The 20,407-nt window shown below is 40.7% G+C and carries 13 protein-coding genes and 1 pseudogene; 10 read left to right on the top strand and 4 right to left on the bottom strand.

Annotation, left to right across the window (positions count from 1 at the left end; genetic code table 11):
- Positions 1–307 precede the first annotated feature (307 nt).
- Positions 308–1,090: an ABC transporter ATP-binding protein gene (locus tag V7K73_RS16305; protein WP_334881642.1), complete on the top strand. Its 783-nt coding sequence runs from the start codon at positions 308–310 to the stop codon at positions 1,088–1,090.
- 94 nt (positions 1,091–1,184) lie between these two features.
- Here the strand turns inward: V7K73_RS16305 and V7K73_RS16300 are convergent, their stop codons facing one another.
- Both V7K73_RS16300 and V7K73_RS16295 read right to left on the bottom strand, forming a co-directional pair.
- On the bottom strand, positions 1,185–1,844 hold the full coding sequence (locus tag V7K73_RS16300) for a DUF1003 domain-containing protein (protein WP_334881641.1): 660 nt from the start codon (positions 1,842–1,844) through the stop codon (positions 1,185–1,187).
- Positions 1,845–2,091: 247 nt separating this feature from the next.
- Complete coding sequence (locus V7K73_RS16295) at positions 2,092–2,754, bottom strand: GIY-YIG nuclease family protein (protein WP_334881640.1); 663 nt, start codon at positions 2,752–2,754, stop codon at positions 2,092–2,094.
- 124 nt (positions 2,755–2,878) lie between these two features.
- On the opposite strand from V7K73_RS16295, the gene V7K73_RS16290 reads away from it, so the two are divergent.
- Positions 2,879–3,808 (top strand): carbohydrate ABC transporter permease, encoded by a 930-nt coding sequence (locus tag V7K73_RS16290; RefSeq protein ID WP_334881639.1) that lies wholly within the window; start codon positions 2,879–2,881, stop codon positions 3,806–3,808.
- Between the two features lie 214 nt (positions 3,809–4,022).
- Positions 4,023–4,415: a DUF2085 domain-containing protein gene (locus V7K73_RS29890; protein ID WP_442936769.1), complete on the top strand. Its 393-nt coding sequence runs from the start codon at positions 4,023–4,025 to the stop codon at positions 4,413–4,415.
- Here V7K73_RS29890 and V7K73_RS16285 read toward each other — a convergent pair.
- A complete protein-coding gene (locus V7K73_RS16285) occupies positions 4,387–4,620 on the bottom strand; it encodes a hypothetical protein (protein WP_334881638.1) in 234 nt (77 codons plus the stop codon). The genes V7K73_RS29890 and V7K73_RS16285 overlap by 29 nt on opposite strands.
- Positions 4,621–4,867: 247 nt before the next feature.
- Between V7K73_RS16285 and V7K73_RS16280 the strand changes: the two are divergent.
- Positions 4,868–5,338 (top strand): annotated as a pseudogene (locus V7K73_RS16280) (DUF2887 domain-containing protein); the annotation flags it as partial.
- 199 nt (positions 5,339–5,537) lie between these two features.
- Here the strand turns inward: V7K73_RS16280 and V7K73_RS16275 are convergent.
- Positions 5,538–11,270 (bottom strand): translocation/assembly module TamB domain-containing protein, encoded by a 5,733-nt coding sequence (locus V7K73_RS16275; RefSeq protein WP_334881637.1) that lies wholly within the window; start codon positions 11,268–11,270, stop codon positions 5,538–5,540.
- Positions 11,271–11,535: 265 nt separating this feature from the next.
- Here V7K73_RS16275 and V7K73_RS16270 point away from each other — a divergent pair, with 265 nt between their 5' ends.
- The 6 genes from V7K73_RS16270 (at position 11,536) to V7K73_RS16245 (ending at position 20,266) form a co-directional block, all read left to right on the top strand.
- Entirely contained in the window at positions 11,536–11,964 is a 429-nt protein-coding gene (locus V7K73_RS16270; protein ID WP_334881636.1) for a DUF3110 domain-containing protein, read from the top strand.
- Positions 11,965–12,101: 137 nt separating this feature from the next.
- Positions 12,102–13,028 (top strand): N-acetylmuramic acid 6-phosphate etherase, encoded by a 927-nt coding sequence (gene murQ / locus V7K73_RS16265; RefSeq protein ID WP_334881647.1) that lies wholly within the window; start codon positions 12,102–12,104, stop codon positions 13,026–13,028.
- 1,043 nt (positions 13,029–14,071) lie between these two features.
- Positions 14,072–15,274 (top strand): response regulator, encoded by a 1,203-nt coding sequence (locus V7K73_RS16260; RefSeq protein ID WP_334881635.1) that lies wholly within the window; start codon positions 14,072–14,074, stop codon positions 15,272–15,274.
- 596 nt (positions 15,275–15,870) lie between these two features.
- Complete coding sequence (locus V7K73_RS16255) at positions 15,871–16,233, top strand: response regulator transcription factor (RefSeq protein WP_334881634.1); 363 nt, start codon at positions 15,871–15,873, stop codon at positions 16,231–16,233.
- A gap of 125 nt (positions 16,234–16,358) precedes the next feature.
- Positions 16,359–16,832 carry a chemotaxis protein CheW gene (locus tag V7K73_RS16250; protein ID WP_334881633.1) on the top strand — a complete coding sequence of 158 codons (474 nt, stop codon included), beginning with the start codon at positions 16,359–16,361 and terminating at the stop codon, positions 16,830–16,832.
- Between the two features lie 125 nt (positions 16,833–16,957).
- A complete protein-coding gene (locus tag V7K73_RS16245) occupies positions 16,958–20,266 on the top strand; it encodes a GAF domain-containing protein (protein ID WP_334881632.1) in 3,309 nt (1,102 codons plus the stop codon).
- The last annotated feature ends 141 nt before the right edge of the window (positions 20,267–20,407 follow it).

The following is a 20,407-nucleotide window of genomic DNA, read 5'->3' as shown; positions in this document are numbered from 1 at the left end:
TTCAGCAAGCATTCAAGCATATTGCTTTCTCAAAATGCTTGATTGCTTTCTCATTTCAGTAGATTCAGCAAGCATTCAAGCATATTGCTTTCTCAAAATGCTTGATTGCTTTCTCATTTCAGTAGATTCAGCAAGCATTCAAGCATATTGCTTTCTCATTTAAGTAATTTCCGCAATAGCGATCGCAATTCGATTAAATGGATCAAGCCAAACTAAATTAATATGTCTAATTGAATTAAACTGGGTATAAGGATGCTAAATCATCCACTCACTGTAAAATTAAGTTTATAATTTTTGAATATTTGAAATGCCACTCGAACTGCAAAACCTTACAGGCGGTTACACCTTAGTACCAATTGTTCAAAACATTAACCTGACTCTGCAAACAGGAGAATGGTTGAGTTTAGTTGGTGCTAATGGCTCAGGTAAATCTACTTTACTCAAATTGCTGAGTCGTATTCTCTCCCCACAACAGGGAACAGTGCTACTTGATGGCAAAGCAATTCACTCTCAACCCCCAAATCTAGTTGCACAAAAACTGGCATTATTACCGCAACAACAAACGGTTCCCGTTGGCTTAAGTGTGCGACAATTAGTAAGCTTAGGACGCACGCCTCATCAACCTTGGTGGCAATGGGAATTAACCGCCGAAGATTGGGACAAAGTGGAAGCTGCAATTGAAAAGACCCAATTAGAAAATTTTAGCGATCGCTTACTAGAACAACTATCAGGTGGTGAAAGACAACGCGCTTTTTTAGCTTTAGCACTAGCGCAAGAGCCAAAAGTTTTACTATTAGATGAACCGACAACTTTTTTAGATATAAACTATCAATTGCAACTATTAGAACTGCTGAAAGAACTGAATCAGCAGCAAGGATTAACTATTATCACAGTTTTACACGAATTGAATTTAGCAGCCCGCTATAGTTCCCGCATTGCATTATTAAAACAGGGTCATATTTGGGAAGTTGGTACACCTGAAGAAGTTCTCACACCAAGTGCGATCGCTCAAGTATTTGGTGTGGAATCTGTGATTATTCACACACCTGTTGGTTTACAAGTTTGTGCTATTTCTGCTGTGTCATTATAACTCAATTACTTTTCTGAGCAGAGTTTGACACCCTTTTATTACTTCTGTACAAATCAGCCAAATAGACTCTTCCAAATGGCTTAGTTAGAAATATTTATCGACGAATTAACTTATCAATAACTTTGTTATTGTCCATAACTGTTTGGTCAGCATTGAAAGCTTTGTTAACAATAACTTGCTTGGGTGATTGAGCGCCATTTTGAACGTAAAGTCCTGGCAATACACTCACTTTAACCTCTTTAGATTCAGGCGCTAGACTTACTTGAAGCTGATGGAGAACTCGCTGTTGTTCTTTTATAATTTGGGTCAGTTCGTCTAGTTTTTGAGTATGTAAGTCATCCAACTTTTCATGTAGCAGTTCAATATTTTGTCCAGCTTTCAAATTCACCTGATGGTCAATTTCGGCATTTATCCGATCAGTATCAGACTGGCGATTTTGGCTCATCAAGACAACTGGCGCTGTATAAGCTGAGGCAAATGAAAACACTAAATTGAGCATCATGAATGGTGATTCATCCCAGTGGGGAACCCCAGGCATGGCATTTACACCAACCCACCCAGCTAAAACAACGCTTTGCCCAATCAGAAATCCCCAAGAACCCACATGCGTCGCTAATTTATCAGCAATGCGTTGTCCGCGAGTTAGTGGTTCAGTGGAAGTGTTTTGGGCTGCTGGTTCTATCTCCACAATTTGAGGTTTTTGAACTACTTTTACATCAACATTGTTGGACGATACTTTTTTGAATGGATTCATGTTGCACCTCTTGGCGTTATTTCTGTCTGTGTTTACCCCGATGACTTTTAATGTACGTTGGTTGAATGATAGAAGCAAATATTGTTGCTTTTCAAAACGATAAATAAAAATAATGAATATATCCCTAAAGCTGCATATTGTCTATGCCAAGCCAGCAAAAATATTGATCTAAACACTTAGATACCCCATCCTTTGACAAGATGGGGTATCCAAGTGGGGAAATAACCAGAGGACTGAACAACTCATCCTAAGACTTAGTTTCTTGTGTCTGTGCGTCAATAATTACACTCCAGTCATCATTTGTCACAGCAGCTTCAAGTTGACGCTGACGTTCGGCTATACTCGCATCTATTGTTTCTGACTCTTTGAAGAGGCTTGTGTCAGCCATTGCTTTCCGCAGTTTTAGCTTTTTCTCCTCGTAAGCTTGACGTTCTGCCTCTGACATTACCGCCTTTGCAGCTTCGCCCACCGTACTAGCCCACATTTCGCTTTCAGTTGCATTACCAGGTGGTGTGCTTTCGAGTTGTGCTATCCACGCATCTCGTAAATCTTCCATTTCTTGACGCTTGGGGAACTTGAACGCTTGCACACGTACAAAAGCACACTTTTGCTGACCATTTTGGCTGACATGACCGTTTAAAGAAAGCAACACATTCCGAGAATAGCCAATGTACTGTGTACAGCGTTCTGCGTCTAATACTGCATAAACACCTGCAATTTTGGCGTTCTGAGCAGATGCACTCCAAGCCTCAAGGTTAATGATTTCAGTACCATCGTTTGCCAGTTCAGGGGTTATACTCACCTCAATGGCGGTGTGTTCCTCGTCAGAACTATACAAAAACTCATGTAGTCCACGGTGGTTTATGGGGACATTTTGATGTTCAATTGGCGGGTTGTGTTGAGTTTCCATCGCAGTTTCTCTCCGAGTTATTAATTAGCGTTACGCAAATATATGCCTTTAGAATATTGAAGCTTAAATCTACTCACATCCCCAAATTCTTGCTGAGAAAGCGAAAACAACTATTAGACCTTATATGAATCAATTAACACCTAAAGATTGGATATTCATTAAACAGCGACTGACCCCTTATTTATTTTTACTACCCGCCTTAATTCTTTTGGCGTTAACAGTCTTTTGGCCTGCACTGCAAGCGTTTTACCTCAGCTTTACCAGCTACGAAGATATTGCCCAGCCGCCACAATGGATAGGTTTTGCCAACTTTTTCAAGCTTTGGAAGGATGCAGTTTTTTGGAAAACCTTAGAAAACACTTTTTTATATCTTGTGGGTGTAGTCCCAATTTTAGTAATTGCTCCCCTAGTGCTGGCAATTTTGGTAAATCAGAAACTGCGGGGGATGAATTGGTTTAGAGCAGCATACTACACCCCAGTGGTAATTTCAATGGTGGTTGCGGGAATAGCTTGGAAATGGCTGTATGCAGAAAACGGATTACTGAATCAGTTTTTGAAAGCTTTGGGTCTTTTTCCAGAAGGTATTCCTTGGTTAACTAGCCCAGAAAAAATTTTTGGTATTGTACCAATTTCTCTTGCCAGTGTCATGGCTGTCACCGTGTGGAAGGGGCTAGGCTACTATATGGTGATTTATTTAGCAGGGTTGCAATCAATTCCTGCTGATGTGTACGAAGCTGCTGCGATCGATGGTTCTGATGGTATCAGCAAACATTGGGATATTACCATACCTTTGATGAAGCCGTATTTAGCACTAGTGGCGGTAATTTCGGCTATTTCTGCCACGAAGGTGTTTGAAGAAGTATACATTATGACCCAAGGAGGCCCACTCAATAGTTCAAAAACAATTGTTTATTATCTATATGAGCAAGCTTTTGGTAACTTGGAAATCAGCTATGCTTGCACAATTGGTTTAGTGCTATTTTTGATAATTTTAGGATTATCAATTTTGCGATTAGTTATCAATCAAGAGGGTGGAGATAATATTACAATCTGATATTTGCTTAACTTCACCTAATATCGACGCAATAAAAACTCTGAAAGCTATATATAGTAAATTTTATAGCAACCCAGGTCCGTGTTGCGATTCCTAAACCTCATATACTAACTAATCTTCATTATAAGAAAATGCAGCATTTAGATTTAGCCCATTATTTTTTATAATTAATGCTAATCTTTAGAAAATTTGACTTAAACAATAACGATTAACTATGAAGCACAAATACAAGTATATTCTCAGAAATGCGTCAGACAAGCTTTTAATTAAGCTGTTTGTTGATAACATACTTCTTTACAATTTTGTACGCTGCCATAGATTGAGTTCTAGGTCTTTCTTTGTGAAAAATAGACAGTTTCATGTATGTGCAAGATGTACTGGGCTGTTAGTTGGTTATGTAATATCTCCTGCATTATTACTAGTAAGAAGTTATAGTTCTACATTGTTCATCTTGTTTTTTTTAGCTCTAGTTTTAGATGGTACAACTCAGCTAATTGGATTAAGAAAGTCTAATAATACGCTTCGATTTATTACAGGTATTGGTACTGGTGCAACATCTCTGTCCTTTCTCTGGTCAGTTATTCACCACGTTCTAAGGTTAGGTTAATTTCTCCGTCTGTTGATCCTGCACAAAAAGCAAGGGGCAAACATATGAATGCTAAACAACAAGCATTGCCGCCCTTGAAATTTCCAGGCGTTATAGTTTCACTGGCAACTCTCCATCCTTGTGCGCCATAGCTTTGTAAAGCTTCAAGCTTCATTCTCTGTCCTGTCGCATTGTTGGGAAATTTCAAAGTGGTGTACTTTTTCATACTGCTATTCTCTGCTTTAAGTCATTATCTTAATTTAGTATTAGATAAAACTTAAAGCTTTAGTGTAATTACGGAATTTATTGGAAAATTTAATGCGAGGTAATAAATCTAGTAATCACTTATAGCATTACTTCGTGAGAGTGCGCCAAATTTTCTTGGCTTCTTCTTTCTTTGTGTCCTTTGCACCTGTGCGGTTAGTTCCCCCCGCTGGCAAGCAGTATTACTTTTTGCTTAACGCAGTCTCGACCCAGGCGTACCATTGATTTATCAAACATCATTGGCTGAATGGCAAATTCGGATAATTTATTTAGACGAGTTAGATGATGTACCATCGTCTTCGATTGGGCTAGGTGTGATTAAGTTAGTAGTTGCAACAGAAGATAAAGCCGTACAGCAAGCAAAAAACTTGATAAATCAAGTACAACAAACAGATGAAGCTAACCGTAGCAATCTCTTAGAATTAGTAGAGAGAATGCTTATCTATAAATTTGTAAACAAAACTCAACAGGAGTTGGAAGCGATGTTTGGATTAACCGATTGGAGACAAACTAAATTTTACCAGGAAGTAAAGGAAGAAACAAAGTTGGAGACTATACCTCGTTTGCTTAAGTTTGGTTTAAGTATAGAGCAAATCGCCCAAGTATTAGAATTGAATGTTGAACAGGTACGACAAGCTATTGATAAGCAAGAAGAAGAGAGAACAGGAAGTAATTCGTAATTCGTAATTCGTAATTCGTAATTTAAAATTGAATAAATTGATTTAATATCTGTCCGTGGGTTGAAGTCCCCCGGTTCAATAAAAAGCAAGTAATGCGATTGGGGTTAAATCCCCATTATAAAACAAAATTTACGTACAGCCCTTTAGCCCATGAAAACCGCGCAGCGTGCCGGAGGCTCTATTACGAATTACGAATTATTTAAAACCGTGTTTGATACTCCACTACTGCACGACTATCATCGGTTAAGTTAGTGGAAGCACGCACACGAAACCTATCGTTTATCCGGTAATTAACACCCCATTGAAATGGGTCATTTGTTGTCAAAATCTTGATGCTGGAAACGGAGATTTTGGGAGATATATCAACCCCAGCCTCTGCTGCTAATTCCAATGTTGAACTGCTCCTTCCAGCTTCGGGATTATCAGAAATAACGGTAGGAAATATCCGCAGTTCACTTAAGCCAAAGGTACTCCCAATCTGGTTAAAAGCTGACTGAAAATTGTTGAACACAGCTGAACCTGCAATGTTAATCAAACCCAAAGTACTGTCACCTCGTCCTTGGGTGTCTACAAATCCACCTCCTAAAAGAGCCACAATTTCGGTTTGACTACGCGACGGACTACTTGTTAGTTCTAGATTTTCATTCAGTTTGCTGGCTAAACCGTTGATAGTGGCTTCGACTCGAACACTTTCTAATGCTGATAAACCTGTGGTATTTACCCGACCGAAGTCATTACTTTGAGTTACGTCCAGTACCTTGGCATATAGGCGAATATCTAAGTTGGGGTCGCGGGGTTGAGAGGGACTGAAAGTTGCGGTGTGTGTATAGCCACGAGCAAGGTTAAATTGGGTAGTAAATAAATTCACCCCACCTTGTTCTAATCGGATAGTACCATCGGGTATTGGCTGATTGATTGAGCCGTTAACTATGAGATTACCAGTTGCGCGGAAACTGAGAATAGGAGGACGGGTAATTTCGACGTTTTTACCGAGTTCTAAATCTAGATTATTAAATCTAGCGATGCCTGACGGCAAGGCTGTCGCCAACGCATTTACCGTCCCATTCGCAATTTCAGATTTGCTCTGCTTATTTTTTGTGGGTGATATGCCAATACCACTATTTGCAAATGAAGCGGTGCTGGTAGATTCTGCGAGCAATACTTGACCATCAAATAAATTTACTTTACCGCCAATTACTGGGTTAAGAGCAGAACCAGTAATCTGTAAATTGCCACTAGCACCTCCCAGGTAAAGTCCCTTCAGATTTAACGCTAGCCGATCGAGATTAACGGTTAGGGGATTGTTGATAGTCACGTTCTCATTGTTGAAAATGGGAATTTCTCCAGCAGCTTCTACCTTACCATGACTAAATTTACCCTGAAGATTTTCTACTAAGATGGTGTCAAAATTAAACAGCACTCTACCTGTAACATCTTTCAGCTTACCTGGCAAAGCCTGGGCTGAAAAAGTAGCATTATTAATAGTAGCAGTTCCATTTACTTCGGGTTTTTGCAATGTTCCGCGTACTTTGAGGTCTACTTCTCCTTCACCTTTTTCAAATACCACTTGATTAGTCAATGCGTTTAACAGTGCTAATCCCTCGTTTTCTAACTTCATGTCTAAATTGATTTGATCGTTGTCTGGTGCAACGGTTGCAAAAGGCAATTTATAAGGGATGCTGCCAGTAATATAAACAGGTTTTGGCCCAGCAACTGCTACAGTACTACCAAAGTTTAAGCGTCCTTTGGCATAGCTGAAACCTGCGATCGCTGAGTCTATTTTATTTTGATTCAATAATCCTTCTGTGATTTGCAATTCCCCTCTAGCTTGGGGATTAGCAATACTCCCGGCTATTGCTGCTGTACCGTTAAGATTACCTCTGATTCCAACTGGTAGTTTGACAAAATTATTCAGTACTTGTACTGGCAAATTATTCACCCGCAACTGGCCAGATTGTTCATCACCGCCAACGTTACCGGTAAAAGCAATCAACCTGTTTGCAGATTCAAGCCGTAAAGGTCGCAAACTCAAAACACCGTTTTCAAAATTACCTTCGGCAATTACTTTCTCGGCAGTATAATAACGATTCAGTTCTTTCTTTTTACCCCAGGCAAAGTCTTGTCCATTCAAATTAAAATCCACTGATAATCCATTGGCTGTAGCTGTATTTACAGCCACTTCCCCGTTGAAAGTCCCCTTTAAGTCTGCCAAATCTGGTATAGGAGTAGAATTAAGTCGCTTTTCTTCCTGTTCTTCTACCAAAGCTTCAATTTCAGAAAACCGTTCGATTTGGGTTAATAAAGGTTGATTTTGGGTTCCTTGGGGGGTGGTGGTTAGATCCTCTGCTGTGCCGTAGATTTCTGCTGAACCACCTGGCAAGTTTTGTAAATCAAATATCTGCGCTACCGTTAGAACATCTTGGATCTCTCCCTGGTTGACGTTCAGTTTACCTTTTAGTTGAGGGCCTTTAGGGCTTTGAGCAAAAGTACCGACAAGGGCATAGCTACTTTTGCCTTTGACAAATTCACTACTGGTGAGTGTGCCTTTACCATCACTGTAGCGGAATTGAGCAGCTATTCGATCGCCTTTAAGTCGGCCAATTTGCGGATTAGCGATCGCTAAATTCCCCGTAGCTGCCAATGTCTGCTGATTAAATAGCAAATCTCCAGTTAACAAGCCAGTTATCTTACCAGTACCCAGTCGAGTAATTACTGGCGGAGTCAAATTCAATATTTTTAAGGGGAAATTTGCAAGCTTGAGCGCCCAATCATTCCCTTGAACATTACCTATAGCTGATGCTTGCTGCCATTTTACTAAGAAGGATTTCGGGCGATTATTAGCATCTAAATTGAAGCCCAAGCGATCATTATTTCCTGCTAAATTTAAATTCAACCCGCGTCCTTGTGCTGAATCGATGTTTCCAATTAACAACGGCTCAAAAGCAATATCTTGAACAACCAAGTCTCGTAAATTAATTTGCCCTACCACATTTGGCAAGGGCAACTTACCAGTGATTTGTCCATTAAAATCTACTCTTCCCGCCACAGTAACCTGATTGGGAAGATTGATCGGTAACTGTTTTAAGTTGTAATTCTGGGCTTGGACGTTGAGATTTAGGGCAGTAATTTCTGGTATACCTGTTCCCTGAGCATTGGCCAATATGTTACCAATAACAGTTAAACCGGGAGCAGTTGCTCGCTCAATAGTAAGCCTTTCACCACTCCAAGCGATCGCAGCACTCAGGGGTTGCTCAAAACCGGGGATACCTTGGGATAATTGCACCTCTCCAGCAGCACGTAAATCAGCTAATTTGGATGATCCAAAGGTGCCAGCTAATTGCAACTGACCGCCAAACTTACCCCGCAATTGCTGATTTAACCGATTTAATTCCAAACCGTTAGCATTAACTACAGCTTGATAGCGACCATTAGCCAATTGGATATTAGAAGCTGCGATCGTTCCACCTGCAAGATTCACCCGTCCCTGACCACTGGCTTGGATAGTTTGCGGTTGAAACGACTCAACAGAACCCGCTACGTTTGCTTGACCGGTTAACGTCCCTCGCAACTGCGGTGGTACTGCTGCTAACTGCTGCAACGGGAGATTATTTGCTTGAACTTGCGCCTGATATACACCATTCGCCAATTGAATATTAGAGGCTGTAATAGTCCCACGCGCAACATTTACCTGCGCTTGACCGTTGGCTTTAATAGTTTGCAGCTTAAAAGAATCAACATAACCCGCGACATTGAACTGACCATTTAACGCTCCCTGGAACTGCTTTGGTACTGTTGCCAACTGCTGCACAGGAACATTATTTGCTTGAACTTGCCCCTGATATACACCATTCGCCACTTGAATATTAGAGGCTGTAACCATACCACCGCCAATAGCAAGGCGACCTTCACCACTGCCACGGAGGGTTTTCAGGCTGAAATTATCTCTGTTGCCTGCGATTTGGAACGTACCCGCCAATGGGTTATTTAAAGCTGGGGGAGACTGTTTTAATATTTGTCCCAACCGCACACCATTAGCTACAAGTTGAGCAGAGAAGCTTTGGTCTTGTAGTTGGATATTAGAAACTGCAACTGTGCCGCCACCAATTTGAACCCCTCCCCCATCAGTGCGAATCGTGGCAATTTTAAATGGTCCTGTGCTACCTGAGAGAATAAGACGACCATTAAACTGTGCTTCCGCCAAAGAGACATTTTGCAGTTGACTTTTGTCTACAAAGGGTTCTAATTTTACCCCAGAGGCAACAGCCACAGCTTGCCAATGCTGATTGGCATAACTACCAGTTGCCCGGACTGTACCACCACTCACATTCAGAGCCACATTGCGGAAAGAGACATTGCGATTTGGAGCAATTGCCACTTCACCTGTCCCTGGGTAAGTTCCGTTAGGGGCTTGATATTGTACCGCCGTTTGCACATTAGTGGGAGGGCCAGTTAGTTGGGCAGTACCTGAGACGTTGCCGATTTGAAAGTTGGGTGTTATTTCATAAACATTTGCGATCGCATCCCCTGGAACATTATTGGCAGCAAAATTTATATCCAGTCGCGGGTTTTTACCGAGTTGAATTGTCCCAGCGCCGGTGATATCACCACCAACTTTAGCTTTACCTTGAATATCTTTCAGGGTAATTAAAGAAGAACTAGTCGTAAATTCAAACTTACTACTAATGCTATTAAAATCAACTTTGTCAATCCGAGCAGTTTGAATAGTGGCAACTGTACCTGAGAGAATTGGCTCTTTAGTTGATCCGGTAATCTGCAAAGAAGCTTGTACTTGTCCAGCGATCGGCACAGGTAGTTTTACCTTCAGAGTCTCTTGGGCATTAACCAAACTCACCGCATTTACCCGCGCTGCCAAGTTAAAGCCTGCTTGATTGTCGATGATTCCCGTAGCCACTAGGGGAATTTTACCGTAGTTGCTAGTAACATTGTTTAACTGCAACTCCGTTCCCTGGAAGTGAAGATTTCCTTGGCTATTGCTCAACAGTTGCGGGACTTTAGGCACTTGAACTGTTACCCCTTGCACAACAGCGCTGCCATACAATAAAGTCCGTTGTCCTGGTGTTAACCTAACTAACAAATCGCCATTGGCTCGACCCGCCTGTAAGCTCACTGGTAACTTAATCAACCGAGAAAGATCCGCAGCTAGGAAGTTTTGCGATCGCACTTGAAAGTTCCCTGCTAGCACCCTGGAACGCGTCTCTCCCTGAATGGAAATACTACCACCACTGTCTGCTTGACCCCCCATATCAAACCTGATCAACTTGTTATTTGCTAAAAGTTGGGCAGAACCGTTGATTTGAGAAAATGTTACGGGGGATGAGGAAGAATTCACTTCCCTATCTTTCCCTGCCCCCCCTGCTCCCCCTGCCCCCCCTGCCCCCTCTGCCCTCTTCTGCGGCATCAAGGCCAACTTGGCATTGCGAAACCACAATTTGTCTAAATCGGTTTTAATAGCCGCACCTACACGCTCAGGCGCTATATTAGTGGAAACCCAGCGCCCTTGTTTATCCTGTTCAATGTAAATATCTGGGTTAACTAAGGTAACATCTAGCTTTAGATGGCGGTTAAAGATTAGTTGTAAAGGGTTAAAACTCACCTCTACAGCTTCAACTACGGCCCGATCTGGATCTGTAGGTGTGGCTGGGATAGCTGAAGCCCCAAACTGAACTCCCGTCAACGAAAATTGTGTGACTTTTCCCAGTTTTACCGGACGGTTGAGTGTAGTAGTGAGACTTTCTTGTGCTAATGGTGTTAACTCTGTTTGGACAAAAGTCCACAACCGACAAATAGCGACAATAACTCCTAACAGCAAAAGTCCGCCCAAAGCAATGCTACCCCGACTCAACACCAGCAACCATAGACGCTTGCGGATAGGGTACGGGCAGAGAATATCTTGATTGGGAGATTTAGTCATTTGCTTTAATTGTATTAATTGCCAGATGTCGCTGGCACACACAAGCATTAACTGAGACGCTGATTCAGTATGCCATTTCCAGGATACGCCAACTAAACCCAAGACCTCATTTGTTGAGTTACGCTATTTGCTTGATCCAATGCTTGTGCTTCATAATATTGGCGTTTTCAGTTAAATCTGATCTCAATAGAGTGAAAATTGTTCCTGTGACTTTCGCTGAGGCACAACGGAGAACTTTAATATGGATAGACCTTAAAAAAGACAAATGATTACACCAATGCGTGTTTTTGTGTTAATTTTTAATGCTCGAACGGAAAATGAGGGAATTCATACCATTCGGGTAGGCGATCTCAATAAAATTCTGATGTTTGAGTCAGAAGACGACGCCACCCGCTTTGCCCTGATGTTAGAAGCTCAGGATTTTCCCGCACCGACACCAGAGCCGATCGATGCTGAGGAAATCAAGGAATTTTGCGAAAGTGCTGGATATGAATGGGAAATCGTCCCAGAAAACAGCAATTTAGTTGTAACTCCCCCAGAACTTAACGTCGAAAAAACCGACTGGCAAGAAGATGCCCAGAAGGAGGATACTGTTGAAGACACCTTCCCTTTCAATCAACAGCCACTAGAAGAACCAGAATTGTCTGATTCTGAACTAGAAAAGATGCGTCGCAAATTGGAAGGATTGTTGTAATTAGTCATTAGTCATTGGTCATTGGTCATTGGTTACTAGTCATTGGTCACTAGTCGCTAACTGACAAATGACAACGGACAAAGAACAAATGACGACGGACAAATGACAACGGACAAATGACAACGGACAAAGGACAAATGACAAACTTGCAAGAACGTGGGCATCTTTTAACCGAGCTGGTAAATCCTAACAGTCTTAACTTAGACCAGCTCAGTTCTCTGGAATTGGTGGAGTTGTTTAATAGCGAAGACCAAAAGGCAGTCGAGGCGGTTGCGGCGGCGAAAATTCAGTTGGCACAAGCAATTGATCGCACCGCAGAGCGTTTGCGCCACGGAGGACGTTTATTTTATATTGGTGCAGGCACAAGTGGCAGGTTAGGAGTCTTAGATGCTGCTGAGTGTCCACCTACTTTTTGTACGCCGCCAGAGTTAGTACAGGGGATTATTGCTGGTGGTGCTGGCGCACTAGTACGCAGTTCGGAGGATTTAGAAGACAGCATCGAAGATGGGGAGGCTGCGATCGCTGGGCGACATATTACCCAATTAGATGTGGTAGTTGGTATTACCGCAGGTGGGACAACCCCTTATGTCCACGGTGCGCTTCATGCTGCTCGTCAACGAGGAGCCGCTACTATTTTTATCGCCTGTGTTCCTGCTGAACAAGTTAGCTTTGATGCCGATATTGACATTCGCCTTTTGACAGGGCCAGAAATAATCGCTGGCTCAACTCGCCTGAAAGCTGGTACAGTCACGAAGTTAGCTTTAAATATCCTTTCGACTGGGGTGATGGTCAAACTAGGCAAAGTTTACGGTAATCGTATGGTAGATGTAGCGGTAACAAATCAAAAGTTACGCGATCGCGCTTTGCGAATTTTGCAAGACCTCACAGGCTTAAGTCGGGAAGCCGCTGGTTTTTTATTAGAACGCAGTGGCAAATGGGTTAAGTTAGCGCTATTGATGCACTGGACTGGTTTGGAAAAAGACGAAGGCGATCGCCTCCTTTCAGAACACCAAAGTAATCTTAGGGCAGCTGTTATCAGCTATCAAAACCATAACAAATCTTAAAGAAGTTAAATTTATACACTTAAGGTTATACACTTAAGGATTACCAGTGGCAATTTCAGGCGTGTAAAAAGACGCATTAGCGTTGGCGTAGCCTCTCCAAGAGTTGCCCAGTCTAATTTCGCGTCTCTCTATAAATCAGACACATTAATAAATGTAAATTTTAGTAAATATTTTTAAGATAAGTAAGTAGGCGTAATTAAATAATTCGTAATTCGTAATAGAGCCTCCGGCACGCTGCGCGGTTTTCATGCCCAAAGGGCTGTACGTAATTCGTAATAGAGCCTCCGGCACGCTGCGCGGTTTTCATGGCCTTTTGGGCTGTACGTAATTACGTTTTGTGACGAACGCACAAAGCGTCTCTAAGAGTTGAGTGCTGTTGTGGGTACGGTTTGGGTTTACAAAACTTCGGGGGATTTAGCTGAGGCGTTCAATTCGCGCTGCCTGTAGAGACTCTTGACTTAAGCTGAACATAGTTCGTTAAACATAAGACAAAACCTCATCCTCAATCCCTCTCCTTATTATTCTCGGGGTCAGCCGGATTGAGGGTGAGGTTTTATATTTAATTTGACCGACTTACATACAGTGACTTTTTAGGCAAAATCAAGCAGTATTGACCTAAATAAAGACTGCCAATCTTGTTTTAACAAAAATTCAGAAATTCTACGGATATAATTCCGTAGGGAAATTATTAAAATAATATATAAATACTGAAAGCATCTTTTTTAATGATGTTGGGTATAGCAACCTACTTTAGTCGTAAATGCCGGTAATCAACTCTGTGCGACATGACTTTTTTACTAATAATATTTTTGCTATTTTCCTATATCACTTGATTATAATAAACTTGATTTAGACTGCTATATCCGAAATGTATTTGCACTTATTGACGTATCTGGTGACCACTATAAGCTAGTACAGGTCGGCGCAAATAAACCTATTATTTCCAACAGCCAGAAAGCCAAAAAAAATTAAATTTTGACTTCTGACTTGCGGTACTACTGTGGGTTTTTCAATAGCTGGCTTTTTAATATAAGGAACAAAGTATGACCCACTCCGAACTTATTTTTTCAAATAACCTAGTTAATGAATTTAAAACTTGTACTCAACTGCAATATAATGGCAAATTAAATATTAAAAGTTCTAAGGGCAGCCAATGGACTTTTTACTATCGCTTAGGACGGATAGTTTGGGCAACAGGTGGAACTCATCCCTTCCGCCGTTGGCGGAGAAATATGGCTCAAAATTGTCCCCAAATTGATGTTGAAAAATTGCAGTTGCGTTTGAAAGACGTATCACTAGATTACTGGGATTATCGCATTCTAGAAATCTTTCATAAAAAACAGAAAATTCAGAGAGAACAGATTCAGTGTATTGCCGAAAACACCATAGCAGAATTATTGTTTGATCTAGCTATGCAAGGAAATTTTGCTTCTATAAGTTGCAATCGCAACCAAGAAGCTATCTTAGAAGCACCAATAAGCTTCACGAGTGCAGAAATGTCTGTAAAGCACATGCAGGACTCGTGGAAAATTTGGTCAGAAGCAGGTTTAGCAAATTTTTCTCCTGACTTAGCACCAGTTATACGGCGACCAGAACAACTTCAACAGATGGTAAGTCCATCTGTCTACAAAAACTTTGTAAATTTAATCAACGGCAAATTAACTCTGCGAGATTTAGCTGTGAAAATGAAGCAAAGTGTACTGCCACTCACCCGTTCATTGCTTCCCTATATCCTTAAAGGAATCATCGAATTGGTAGAAATACCTGACATGCCCTTAGTAGTGAGTGAGGGCAACAATAAGCCTATCACTCCACAACCAAAAAAACCCATTGCTCCTTTAGTAGCCTGCGTAGATGATAGCCCTCAGGTCTGTAAAATGCTAGAGGATATTATCACCTCCAATGGACTAAGGTTTATCAAAATTCAAGATGCTGTACAAGCTTTGCCAATTCTCATTCAGGATAAACCAGACCTGATTTTCTTGGATTTGATTATGCCAGTCGCCAGTGGTTACGAAATTTGTACTCAGTTGCGACGAATATCTGCTTTCGCCAATACACCAGTAATTATACTAACAGGTAGTGATGGTCTTTTAGATAGAGTTCGTGCTAAGGTAGTCGGCTCTACAGATTTTATGACTAAACCTGTAGTCGCTGACAAGGTGATGAGTATAATACGTAAATATTTGCCTACACCGAGTGTATCCATCGACAAGAGTCAAGGTAATTTAGGAGTTGGGAAGTAGGGAGAATGAATAATTTTTCTTGATGATTAATCATAAATTAATCTGATTAGGTTGAAAATTTCATTCTTCAGCATCAGCCTATTGCTTAACAATTGCAATAACAAAAATATTTACAATCAGTAAATCCCACCTCAGTAAACCAGGACTTACGCTTTCAAGGCAGTGAAAGCCCTGATTTTGCGTAGGGGCAATTCATGAATTGCCCCTACATTTCGTAACTAATGCGTAAGTCCTATAAACATAAAATTACTGGGGTAATAAATAATAAGTCCAAATTTCCAACAGCAATTAGGTGGCAGTCTTAAATCCACCTAATTTTTTTGTCCAAAATCGAAGATGTTATCCGTAAATAAAATATATTAAATTCTGTTCATTACGTACTTTTTCGGAGGTTAATATATAAAGATTGAATCAAAATTAGACAAATACAAATTTTTGTATTTATAACAGTCCTATTTGAGTTGTGAAATATTCTTTATGACAAGGGGTTAGGGGCTAGTCTCTAGTCCCTAACCCCTTGTGTTTGTCCACACATCATTTAGGATTTGTATGTCTAATTTGTTTACATTCTTAAAAAGCTTTAAAAGGGAATTATCATGAATACTGTTTTAGTTGTTGAAGATGGCTTAACAGATATGGAAATAATCAGTCGTTATTTGCAACAGGCAGGTTATTCTGTGATTAGCGCCACAAGCAGTGAAGAAGCTCAAGACAAAATAGATACAAATAAGCCAGACCTGATATTTCTCGACGTAATTTTACCAGGTAAAAGTGGCTTTGAAATTTGCCGAGAGTTAAAAAACAATCCCAAAACTAGCAAAATCCCTGTGGTTTTTTGCTCTACAAAAAATAGTGATGTAGATAAAATTTGGGGTAATATGTTGGGTGCTGATGGTTATCTATCAAAACCGATTGATCGAGAGGAACTAGCGATGGTTTTAAAGCGATTACTTAATTAGTAAAATTTTCATAAATCAAGAAAAAACTAGAAGTCAATGTTGCTAATGTAGAGCCTCTAGAAAACTAAAGAATAACTGCAAATAGTGGTTAGAGATTAATAATTAAGCACAAAGGATCAATAACTTTGGAAACCAAGGAAAAGTTTTTAAGTTTTAATTTGGGAGTAAAGGATACAGCGATAATTTCGTTACAACACATCACAGAAGTTTTGCAAGTATCATTACCAGAAATATGTGGCGTTCCGCAGATGCCTAGTAGCATCTTGGGTATCTATAACTGGCGTGGTGAGATGCTTTGGTTAGTAGATTTAGAGGCAATGTTAGGCTATCCTCCAATTTCGCAAGGAGCAAATTTACTTTCAAAAATGATGGCGATTGTTCTGGAAAATAAGGGAAAATATTTGGGACTGTTGGTGCGACAACTGATAGATATTGAATGGCTAGATACTCAGCAAATGAAACCCCCAACTAGCGAATTATTTTATCCTAAAATCTTACCTTTTTTACAGGGATACTTTATTAATGATTCTGAGGATATGATTTTTAATTTGGATGCTATAACAATTATCCAAGCTCCCATGTGGAAAATTCATAATTGAACGGTTGATTATAGGTGATGAGGTATATTGTTTTAACAATTCCTAATCCTTCATAGCCAAATAATAATTCATTCTTACCTGCCGAATAACCAATTATTAGTCTAAGAATTTTTGAGGTTAATCAAATGACATTTTTGTATAACAATAGCAATGAAAATAAGCAGATAATTTCTGAAATAGAAAATCTGAATGGGAACGCGAATATAACAAATATTGCTAGCAATGAAATATCCTTATTAAAGGCGATCGCTCAGGAATTTAAAACTTGGCGGCGACAGTTGCAAGACATGGCAACTCACATGCGCCAAGCGCCAGACCTTGATACACTACTCAAAATTACCGTAGCGCAAATTAGAGAAAAACTTGGCTGCGATCGCGCCTTAATTTATCAGTTTACTTCCATTGATGCAGGTAATGTTTTAGCAGAATCAAGAACATTAGGTTGGACACCAACTTTAGGCGAAAATATTCCCGGAATTATTTTTGGTTTATATACCAATCAAGACTATATAGAACCTGTAGTTATTGATGATATCAGCCAGATTCAACTTACCCCTTATCAAAAGCAACTGCTAGATAAATTTCAAATCAAAGCTAGTTTGACTTTACCGATTGTAATAGAAGGTAAAGTATGGGGCTTACTAGCAGTAAATAATTGCTTATCAACGCGGCAGTGGCAAGAAGTAGAAATTAGTCTGTTATCTCAAATTACCACAGAACTGATATACAAATTGCAGACTTTTGAATTCAAAAAAGAAGAACAACAGCGCATATTAGCAAAAAAATCTGTAGCTAAAGTCATCGACAAAATTCTCCGAGTATCAAATGTCGATAAGCTTTTTCAAACAACCACTCAAGAAGTACGTCAATTACTAAAATGCGATCGCGTCGGCGTTTATCGCTTCAAACCTGACTGGAGTGGCGAGTTTGTCGCTGAGTCAGTGGGTAATGGCTGGGTAAAAATGGTTACCCCTGAGTTTTATATGGTGTGGGAAGATACCCACCTGCAAGACACCCAAGGAGGGCGTTATGCCAAGGGTGAAAGCTTTGTGGCCAAAGACATCTATAAAATGGGTCATGCTCAATGCCACATTGATATTTTAGAGCAGTATGAAATGAAGGCTTACATGATTGCGCCCATATTTGCTGGAGATAAATTATGGGGCTTGCTGGCAGCTTATCAAAATTCTGGGCCTCGTGATTGGCAACCTTGGGAAGAAAGCTTTGTGACACAAATTGGGCTGCAATTTGGTGTGGCTATCTCACAAGGTGAATATCTAGAACAGATGCATAAGAAATCTGAACAACTAGCTCAAATAGTTGAACAAGAAAAAACTTTTACTAAGATAGTAGGTCGCATCCGACAATCTTTAGATGTAGATAGCGTCTTCAAAACAACGACTCAAGAAGTGCGTCAATCACTACGATGCGATCGCGTCGCAGTCTATCGTTTTAACTCTGACTGGGGTGGTGAATTTGTCGCTGAGTCTGTGGGTACTGGTTGGACAAAACTCGTAGGGCCTGATATTAAAACAGTTTTGGATGATACCTACTTGCAAGAAACTAAGGGAGGTAGGTATGCCAAAGGCGAAAACTTTATCGTTAATGACATCTATCAAGTAGGGCTTGCTCCTTGTCATATTGAGATTTTAGAGCAGTTTGAAGCCAAAGCTTACATAATTGTTCCTATATTCTTTGGGGATAAATTGTGGGGTTTACTGGCAGCTTATCAAAATTCTAGCTCCCGTGTGTGGGAAACCTGGGAAGCGAACTTTTTGGTTCAGACTAGCTTGCAATTTAGCCTAGCTAAATCACAGATAGATTATTTAGAATTAGTTCGGTTAAAATCTGATAAACTAGCTCAGATAGCGGAACAAGAGAAAGCTGTCACCAAGATTAGTAACCGGATTCGGCAATCTTTAGATGTCGAAGAAATCTTCAAAACAACCACTCAAGAAGTACGGCAATTACTGCGATGCGATCGCGTCGCAGTCTATCGCTTCAGCCCTAATTGGAGTGGTGAATTTGTCGCAGAATCAGTAGCTCATACTTGGGTAAAACTGGTAGGCCCCGATATCAAAACTGTCTGGGAAGATACCCACTTGCAAGAAACTCAAGGAGGTCGATATGTCGAGGGGGAAAACTTTGTTGTAAATGACATCTATAAGGTAGGTCATTCTCCTTGCCACATTGAAATTTTAGAGCAATTTGAAGTTAAAGCTTATGTAATTGTTCCTGTATTTGCTGGGGAACAATTGTGGGGATTATTGGCAGCTTATCAAAATTCTGGAACTCGTGATTGGGAAGAATCGGAAGTCACCTTGTTAGCACGCATTGGCAACCAGTTAGGACTAGCATTACAACAGACTGAATATTTGCAACAAGTACAAGCGCAGTCAGCAAAATTAGCAGAAACAGTAGCACGAGAAAAGGCAGCCAAGGAGTTACTACAACAACGATCTATTCAACTTTTAATAGCCGTTAGACCCGCCCTCAACGGCGACTTAACAGTACGCGCACCCATTACAGAAGACGAACTAGGCACAATTGCCGATGCTTACAATAATACCCTGCAAGCGCTGCGGCAAATCGTTCTTCAGGTACAGGGCGCTGCTCAACAAGTTGTCCAAACTTCCGGTAATAGCGAGGCTTCACTAGCCGGACTGACTAATTTAGCACAACAACAATCTGAGGAAATTACCGCAGCTTTAGGTGAGATTCAACAAATGGTGGACTCGACTCAAGCTGTGGTGACGAATGCCGAGTTAGTGCAAGTAGCGGTACAACAAGCCAATGAAACTGTAGAGTCTGGCGATACTGCAATGAACTTAACTGTAAAAGCAATCCAAGGAATTCGTGAAACCGTCGCTCAAACCAGCAAGAAGATTAAACGCCTCAGTGAATCTTCGCAAAAAATCTCGAAAGTAGTGAATTTAATTGGTAATTTTGCCACACAGACAAACGTGCTGGCTTTGAATGCAGCCATTGAAGCCACCCGTGCAGGTGAATATGGCAAAGGCTTTGCAGTTGTAGCAGATGAAGTTCGTTCTTTATCTCGCCAGTCAGCAGCAGCAACCATCGAAATAGAAAAATTAGTCCAAGAGATTCAAGCAGAAACCGGAGAAGTAGCAGTAGCGATGGAAACTGGTATTCAGCAGGTGGTAGAAGGTACAAATCTTGTCAATGATACTCGCCAAAACTTGAATGCGATCGTTTATGCAACTGCCGAAATTAGTCAGCTAATCGAGCGAATTACCGCAGCGACTCAAAAACAAATGACGCAATCTGTAACAGTCACAAAATCAATGCAAGATGTAGCAGAAATTGCTAATAAAACTTTTGCGGAATCTCAAGAAATTGCTACTGTATTCCAAGATTTATCAGGGATGGCGCAAGAGCTATTAACAACTGCTAGTAAGTTTAAAGTTAAATGAATTTTAGATTTTAGATTTTGGATTTTGGATTATGAATGAGGAGGATTTTAAGCGGAGAACAAAGCAGCTAGCATTGCGAGTAATCCGCTTAGTAGAGAGCCAGTCCACAGAGCCGAACGGCAGAGGTAATTGGCAAGCAGC

It is taken from the genome of Nostoc sp., from assembly GCF_036916975.1.
In the GTDB taxonomy this organism is placed as follows: Bacteria; Cyanobacteriota; Cyanobacteriia; order Cyanobacteriales; family Nostocaceae; genus Nostoc.
The sequence above is the reverse complement of the archived record's forward strand: the minus strand, read 5'-3'. Positions and strand labels throughout refer to the sequence as shown.